The following is a 6,965-nucleotide window of genomic DNA, read 5'->3' on the forward strand; positions in this document are numbered from 1 at the left end:
AGGCTTCGCATAATGGACCCGGATTCATGGTGAGTATCGTCAGGACAATGCGCAGCGCCTGACGGTATTCAGCCATAATCCGGATTATGCGATGCCCCGTTGACCTACCTGCCTATCTGATCCGAGACGCTGAGCTGTACGCCCCAGGCCGCAAGGGCTCTGAGGCTGTCGAGTGGATCTTGACTGACTATCCGCGCCTCGTCTCCGAAGTTCGCAAATTGCGAATTTCTGCCGACGACTTCGCCCAGGAATCTGCCGAACTGGATCAGCTGGTCGATCAGTTGAAAGCTATTTGCCGGCGAATTCTCGACCTCTGATTGCTAGCGTTTTTCTGCTCGAGCACCTGGTGAGATCCTCGAAATTGCTAGCAGCTCTATCGATAGACTTGCTAGCATAATTGCACCTGGTGCGATCGCTCCAGGATGAAAACTGCTAGCAGGGAGACTGCTCGATGCTTCTGACGATTCGTGATGTTCCCGAAGACCTGGTGCGCCAGGCCAAGATCGCAACCGGTAAAGGCACTGGTAGCCAGGCGTTCATCGCGGGCATCGAGCAGATGCTCCAGCTGCGCGACCGAGTTGACGAGCAACGTGAGGAAATATCACGACTCCGGGACATCGTCGCTCGCCAGCAGCAGGTCCTGGACCAGGCTCGCGACTCGGCGGCGCTTCTGGTCGAAGCCTGCGGCCAGGGCGATATGTTCTTCGCTCGGTCTGAAAATCCTCTGCATCCCAACTATCGCCGCTGAGCCTCTTCGCGTGCGCCTGGCTCTCAGGCGCCGCAAAACCCCCTTCGCGCCATGATCACCCCAATACGGGCCGCACAGCGCCTGTCAGGGCACTCTCTGGTCGTCTTTCGCTGCTGATTCAGGTGTCCGAGGCTGGTTCAGGTCGACCAAGCCCGGCGGAAGGTGCTACGGCCGTTGCAGCCGCGCGGACGGGTGGGGGTGCTGTAACACCCCCAATTCACCGCAATATCCTGCGGTAACTCAGGCTTACCCTTGCTTCAGCAGCTCTCGGTTTTGGTGCTGCATGATGAGGGCTCGTATCACCTCTTTGCAGGTCTGACGCTCCTGGCCTTCGAGCTTGCGCATCTGCTCGAAGAGTATTTTCAGGTCGCCGTCTTCGCCCAGCTCGCTCTCGTCAAACAGCAGCTCGTCGGCTGTGCACCCCAGGGCAATGATCAGGGCCTTTACCTTGGACACTCCGGTGTCGCCATCCCCGGCCTCGATCCTCTGAACCATTTTCAGGTTGAGGTTGGCCAGCACGGCGAGCTGTCCTTGCGACAGTCCGGCTTGCTCGCGGATGCGTTTCAGGTTTTCACCAAGGGTCATTGCTGGCTGGCTCATGGGACTTTCATGTACCAATTTGACCACGTTCTGTCTCCTTTTCCGTCCTGCCAAATCGCCACCATGTGACAAATACGTCTTGACTAGGACAAATACGTCGCTACGATGCGTCGTATCTGTCTTATGGATTGGACGCCAATGTCGCTCTCGGTCGAACCTCGTAGCTGCATGTTCATCGACTACCTGTCGGTGGAGCAGGCCTACCCGTTCGATTTGCCCAAGGTCGCTGACATCACTATTGAGCGGTACTGCACCCGGACCGGCGAACGCCTCAGCGAGACCCAGCCAGGCTGGAAGCACGAAGGCTCTTACTCGACCTCGATCAAGATTCGCGTCGATGGCCGTCGACTCATCGTTCAGGGCAACCCCAGCGCGGTGGATCGCCTCGACAACCTTTTCGGCTACCAGACCATCGAGCAGTGCGTGGCGGTCTACAACCGCATCCTGCTGGAGTATGGCCTGCCTGCGCTGACTCGCTGCACGCGCATCGATCACCTGATGGCGCCCCGTTCTCGGGTCGTTTCTCGCCGGATCACTCAGGCGCGTAGCGCTGATGAGGCGCTTGACCTGGCATTCGATCAGGGCCAGGCGAACGAGGAGGGCGACCATTTCGCCTACGTGCAGACCGTTGAGACCAGCCACAAGCACACCATCGTCGGCGACGGCATGCGCATCACTCGGATCGACCTGACGACTAACCGGACAGTAGGGAAGGGCAATGCCCTTCAGTACATCAAGGCGCTGAGCACTCAGCGCGCCGGCTACAAGGTCGGCCACCTCTACACCGACGGCTGCACCGTCGATTGGAAGGCCCGCGATCAGTACCGCAAGGCCTACGAGAAGGCGACAGCGATCGCCTTATTCCTGCTCCCCAAAGCGCGCCGCAACTTCGGCGATGACAGCCCCGAGGTCACCTACCTCCGTGAGTTGATCACCTACTGCCAGGAACACGGCGTGGTGCGCATGGAACAGGAGCTGAAGCGTGAATACCTGCTGCGCGAAGGCCTCGCCTGGTGGGGTTTTTTCGACGAGTCGAAGCTCAAGGCCATTCATGAAGAATTCCTGGGGATAGACAAGCGACTGACGGTGACGGCGATGGATTACGAGACGATAAGCGAGCATTTGGTATCTCAAGGCGTGGTGAAAAACACCAAGGCCGCAAACACCACTGCGCAGTACGCGCTGGCCTGGATGGGTGGCAAGCCCTTCGACAAGCAGAACCGCCAGCAGCAGACCATGCGCGCTCGCCTGCGCCAGATCGGCATCGACATCGCCAACCCCTGCGACCTGACACGCTTCTCGCCGGTCGTCCACGTCTCCAGCCGTGACGTCATCCCGGTCGATGTGCTGGCCATGCCGACCTGGTATCGCCGCCCAGCTGGCCACCTGCAACTGGTGGCTGCATGAAGACCGTCAGCTTCCAGGGCACCCAGCTCTCTGCATCTGAGCGCCGCCGCATCGAGCAGCAGCGCCAAGTCCGTTCATTCCTGAATCCCCACCTGACGCAACAAGTCGACGAGGCCCTGGCGGCAGTCGACAAGCTGCGGGAGGAGGGCAACTACGGCGAGAACCCCAACAAGTTCCGCCTTTTCTCCGAGACCAAATCAGCGCCCTACGTGGGCGATCTGTTCGGCCTCGACCCGCACTAGGAGCACGATGAAATGCTGATTATCGAAATCGAATCGACTGAGCTGAAAATCAAGACCGGCACCTCTGCCCGCACCGGCAAGCCGTACCAGATTCGCGAGCAAACGGCCTACGTCCACATCCCGCCGAACAAGTACCCGCAGCCGATCAAAGTCACCCTGGAAGACGATGCTCAGCCGTATCTGCCGGGCCAATACATGCTCGACGACAGTAGCTTCTTCGTCGGTCGCTTCGATGACCTGCAAATGCGCCCGCGCCTGGTGAAAGCCCCGGCTGCTGCTGCGCTGAAAACGGCCTAAGGGGAGGGCGCCGCCGTGATCTGCCAGGGTCGAATCCTCTGCAATGGCTGCTCCCGCGAAATGGGCGTTCTGCACGTCCCTTCCGCCCAGGAACAGCACTTCTGCCCGGAGTGCTCCGCCTCCGGCTCGGCTGACGTTCTGACCCCCGAGCTCGCGCTGGCGCTCTCCGATCTGATCACCAAGGGCATCGGTCGTGGCCGCCTTCCTCAGGCGCTGCGCTGATGGCCTCCCTGATTGCGTGTGACGGCACCTGGCAGCAGTCCCCCGAGGGCTTTCTGTCGTGCGCCGGCACGCTCCAAACAGTCCCGAACTCGGGGCTTACCACTGAGGAAGCAACGCAGCTTAAGGACGCCGCCTTGGGCGTCTTCGTGGCCGTGTTCTGCCTTCTCGCTCTCAAGAAAGTCGCTCAACTGAGGTAACAACCATGCGCAATCTGCAAACCCTGAAACGCTCCATCGGTGCCGCTGCTGCTGTCGGCGTTCTGTCCATCCAGCAGGCTCACGCAGCCCTCGACACCGAGGTCACTAGCGCGATCACTGCCGGTAAGACTGACGCTCTCGCCCTGGGCGCCCTGGTGATCGCCGTGATCATCGGCATTGCTGCTCTGAAGTGGCTCCGCAAAGCCCTGTAATGGGGTGAAGGTTCCAGATAGCCCCGGTCCGCCGGGGCTTTTCGTTTGAGGGTTGCAGATATGGGGATCGATCCCAATGCGTATTACTTGGCCGTTATTACTGTTGCTTTTCTTTTCCTGCTATTCGGGCGTATCTAGTGCTTCCACTCTGACTGTTTATTGGGTTAGCCCTCAGACTGCCCGTTATCCAACTAAGCAGCTTGCTTGTGAGGCGAGGGCTCCTGGCGCTTATTCTGCAGTCGTAACGGCTGAGAATGCCTGTTACGCAAAGCAATACTCTTCCGATCCAGGTTATAAACTTATTGGAACTGTTCTTAGTTCAACTCAGCAATGCCAATGGGGTGACAACGGAACTCAATGTAATGCCAGTTGTGATGCCCCAAAGGTAATGGAGAATGGCCAATGTGTTACCCCTACCAATCAGTGCACTTCGAAGGCTAATCAGACTACCGCTTGGAAGAAGGAATATGCTTCCCTTGAGGCTCACGACCAGAACCCTATTCGTTGCACGACTTCTCAGGGCGACTGCGCCGTCGATATCTGCTCAGCTTCCGGCACCAAGGACTGCGGCGTTGATGGCAAGACGGGCAAGTTCACCTGCTTTGGCTCTGGCACCTATACCGGTGCCCAGCAGGCTGCTTCTGAGGGTGGTTCTGTTGATGGCTGTACCGGTGCTGCTTGTACGCCACCGAAGCCAACTGAAGCAACTCAGTCAAAAGAGTGCACTGCGCCTGCCGTGAACAGTGGCACGACGACTTATACCTGCGTGACATCAAAGAATTCCAACCAGTGGGCAAGTTCGAATTGTGCTGTTGGCGCTGTGAATGGAGTCCAGGGTCTTCACTGCACTTCCCCTGATTATGTTCCTGAGTCGAATTCATCGACCAAGACTGATCAAGTTCAGCAGAACAGCAACGCCCAGGGCGGCACGACAACGACAACGAACACCTCGCAGACCGACACAAACTGTAAGGCCGGCAAGTGCACGTCTTCGACAACTAACTCCTCTAGCTCCAGCTCGACCGATGGTAACGGCAATACAACGGGTGAAAGTTCAACTTGCACAGGCCCGAAGTGTGATGACCCGACGACACCTGGTGATGAATCCGAGGAAGAGGAAGAGTCTGAAGAGGAGGTTGAGCGCCTGGCCAGTGGTGAGGCCTGCGGCTCAAGCCTGAGTTGTGGGGGTGATGCCATCGACTGCGCCATGTTGCGTACTCAGAAGGAGATGCGCTGCGCCTTGGATTGGGATAGCCAGAAGGGCTCTGTTCTGGCTGAGGCTGGTAAGTCTGAGTACCAGCTTCAGACCGATGAAATCGACGCTGGCAGCCTGTTCTCTGGTCCTTCTGCTGGCCGTTGGCTGTCGGCTTCCTGCCCGCCAGATCGTGTAGTGCATTTGAGCCTTACGGGGTCTTCGGTGACGTTCTCCTGGAACTTCGTCTGCCAGTACGCCAGCGCCTTGGGCAACCTGCTTGTTGCGCTGTCTTCGCTGTTCTTTGCGGTCTACGTTGGCCGCGCCTTTGGAGGTGACTGATGCCTGCAATTTTCCTGTTTCTGAGCGCCATTGTCGGCCCCCTGGTGGCCAAGGTGCTGACCTCGCTCGGTATTGGTGCTGTGACCTATGTCGGCATCACTGCGGTGCTGTCTACGGCCCGTAGTTACCTGCTGAGCAACATGACTGGCCTTCCGGCTGATGTGCTGATGCTGTTCGGCCTGATCAAGCTGGATATCGCGGTAAACATCATGCTTTCGGCGGTGACGGCTCGCGCTGTGCTGTCTGGCGTCAATGCCAGCACCGGCAAGAAGACCACTCTTGGCGCCGTAGGAGGCTGACCATGCTCGTCATCCGCACCGGCTTCCAGGGCCACACAAAGACGCTGAACAGCATCAAGGAAATCGACGAAAAAGCGCATGCCTCGGGGCGCACGGTCTATTACTGCAACGTAACGAACTTCAAGCCAGACCACCCGGCGATCAAAGCAACGTGGGTCCAGTTCGATCATCCGGAGACGTGGTTCGAGCTGCCGGCTAATGCGCTGATCGTGATCGATGAGGCGCAGACCTGGTTTCGTGTTCGCTCTGCCGCCTCGAAGGTGCCGGCCTATGCGACACGGCTTGAGATCATGCGGAAGGATGGTCACGAGCTGCACTTGATCACGCAGAGCCCGACCTTCCTCGACGCGCACATGCGCGAGCTGTGTTCCCAGCACATCCACTACCACCGGCCGAATGATGGGCCCTGGGTGAAGCGCTGGGAGTTCCAGAAGGTCCAGCTGGCGGCTAACAAAAACCTTGGCTTTGCCGATGCTGAGTTCAAGCGGATTGCCATTGATAGCAGCTATTTCGGCTGTTACGACTCGGTGAAGGAGGGCACTTCGCACCACTTCAAGTTCCGCTTGCCCAAGGCGGCATTCGTCCTTTGCCTTGCCGCGTTGTTCATCGCTGGTGTGGGCGTGTACCTGTATCAGCGCCTGAATTCGTTCGGTGATGCCTCTGCGGCCTCCGTAGAGGTCGTTGACGGTGTTTCTGCCTCTAAGGCTGCCCAGGTTGTTCCAGTGGCCGCCGATCGCGCTCATGTGACGACTGAGCAATACATTGCCGACCGCACGCCCAGGATTGCTGGCGTACCTTCGTCGGCTCCGATCTATGACGATCTGACCAAGCCGGTGTCGTTTCCTAGGCCTCGCTGCTATAGCACCAGGTCAGAGGAAATCATCAACCAGCGGCGTAAGTCGTTGCGGCTGGGTAATCGTCACGGGAAGCTCCATGGCTGCGCCTGTATCAGCCAGCAAGGCAGCCGGATGGATATTCCCTTTGAGGCATGCATGGACATGGTCGAGAACGGCTATTTCGACGATACCAAGCCTGATTATGGCGAGCGCACAGCAGGTGACGCGGGGTCGCGCAGCGACCCGGGGGCATCTGATGGGCAGCGAGTCACTTCAGCATCTGCTGTCGCCGACAAGCCCGTTGATGGCCGTGTGGCCGCTGCATCTTCTCGCTGGGAAAACGTGTTCCAGGGCTCTGAAGCAACGCACTA

Annotated in this window: 11 protein-coding genes; 10 read left to right on the plus strand and 1 reads right to left on the minus strand. The window is 58.6% G+C overall.

Annotation, left to right across the window (positions count from 1 at the left end; all coding sequences use genetic code 11):
- Positions 1-179: 179 nt before the first annotated feature.
- Both N7607_RS22930 and N7607_RS22935 read left to right on the plus strand, forming a co-directional pair.
- A complete protein-coding gene (locus tag N7607_RS22930; RefSeq protein WP_279869464.1) occupies positions 180-317 on the plus strand; it encodes a hypothetical protein in 138 nt (45 codons plus the stop codon).
- A 134-nt stretch (positions 318-451) separates the two neighbouring features.
- The gene (locus N7607_RS22935) at positions 452-748 is read left to right on the plus strand and encodes a hypothetical protein (protein ID WP_279869466.1); all 297 of its coding nucleotides are present in this window, start codon (positions 452-454) and stop codon (positions 746-748) included.
- A gap of 246 nt (positions 749-994) precedes the next feature.
- On the opposite strand, the gene N7607_RS22940 is transcribed toward N7607_RS22935, so the two are convergent.
- Positions 995-1,348: a helix-turn-helix transcriptional regulator gene (locus N7607_RS22940; RefSeq protein WP_279869468.1), complete on the minus strand. Its 354-nt coding sequence runs from the start codon at positions 1,346-1,348 to the stop codon at positions 995-997.
- Positions 1,349-1,516: 168 nt separating this feature from the next.
- Between N7607_RS22940 and N7607_RS22945 the strand changes: the two genes are divergently transcribed.
- The 8 genes from N7607_RS22945 to N7607_RS22980 form a co-directional block, all read left to right on the plus strand.
- The gene (locus N7607_RS22945) at positions 1,517-2,755 is read left to right on the plus strand and encodes a phage/plasmid replication protein (protein WP_279869469.1); all 1,239 of its coding nucleotides are present in this window, start codon (positions 1,517-1,519) and stop codon (positions 2,753-2,755) included.
- Positions 2,752-2,997, plus strand: coding sequence for a hypothetical protein (locus N7607_RS22950; protein WP_279869471.1), 246 nt, complete (start codon positions 2,752-2,754; stop codon positions 2,995-2,997). Before N7607_RS22945 ends, N7607_RS22950 begins: the two co-directional genes overlap by 4 nt.
- A 12-nt stretch (positions 2,998-3,009) precedes the next feature.
- Entirely contained in the window at positions 3,010-3,294 is a 285-nt protein-coding gene (locus tag N7607_RS22955; protein WP_279869472.1) for a single-stranded DNA-binding protein, read from the plus strand.
- Positions 3,295-3,354: 60 nt separating this feature from the next.
- Positions 3,355-3,516, plus strand: coding sequence for a hypothetical protein (locus N7607_RS22960; protein WP_279869473.1), 162 nt, complete (start codon positions 3,355-3,357; stop codon positions 3,514-3,516).
- 202 nt (positions 3,517-3,718) lie between these two features.
- Positions 3,719-3,925 (plus strand): major capsid protein, encoded by a 207-nt coding sequence (locus tag N7607_RS22965; RefSeq protein WP_279869475.1) that lies wholly within the window; start codon positions 3,719-3,721, stop codon positions 3,923-3,925.
- 76 nt (positions 3,926-4,001) lie between these two features.
- A complete protein-coding gene (locus N7607_RS22970) occupies positions 4,002-5,459 on the plus strand; it encodes a virulence factor TspB C-terminal domain-related protein (RefSeq protein ID WP_279869477.1) in 1,458 nt (485 codons plus the stop codon).
- A complete protein-coding gene (locus N7607_RS22975; protein WP_279869478.1) occupies positions 5,459-5,758 on the plus strand; it encodes a DUF2523 domain-containing protein in 300 nt (99 codons plus the stop codon). The genes N7607_RS22970 and N7607_RS22975 overlap by 1 nt, the downstream gene beginning before the upstream one ends.
- 2 nt (positions 5,759-5,760) lie before the next feature.
- The coding region (locus N7607_RS22980; protein WP_279869479.1) for a zonular occludens toxin domain-containing protein at positions 5,761-6,965 on the plus strand (1,205 nt) is incomplete at its 3' end.

Origin of the sequence: Pseudomonas sp. GD04019 (assembly GCF_029837695.1) — a bacterium.
In the GTDB taxonomy this organism is placed as follows: domain Bacteria; phylum Pseudomonadota; class Gammaproteobacteria; order Pseudomonadales; family Pseudomonadaceae; genus Aquipseudomonas.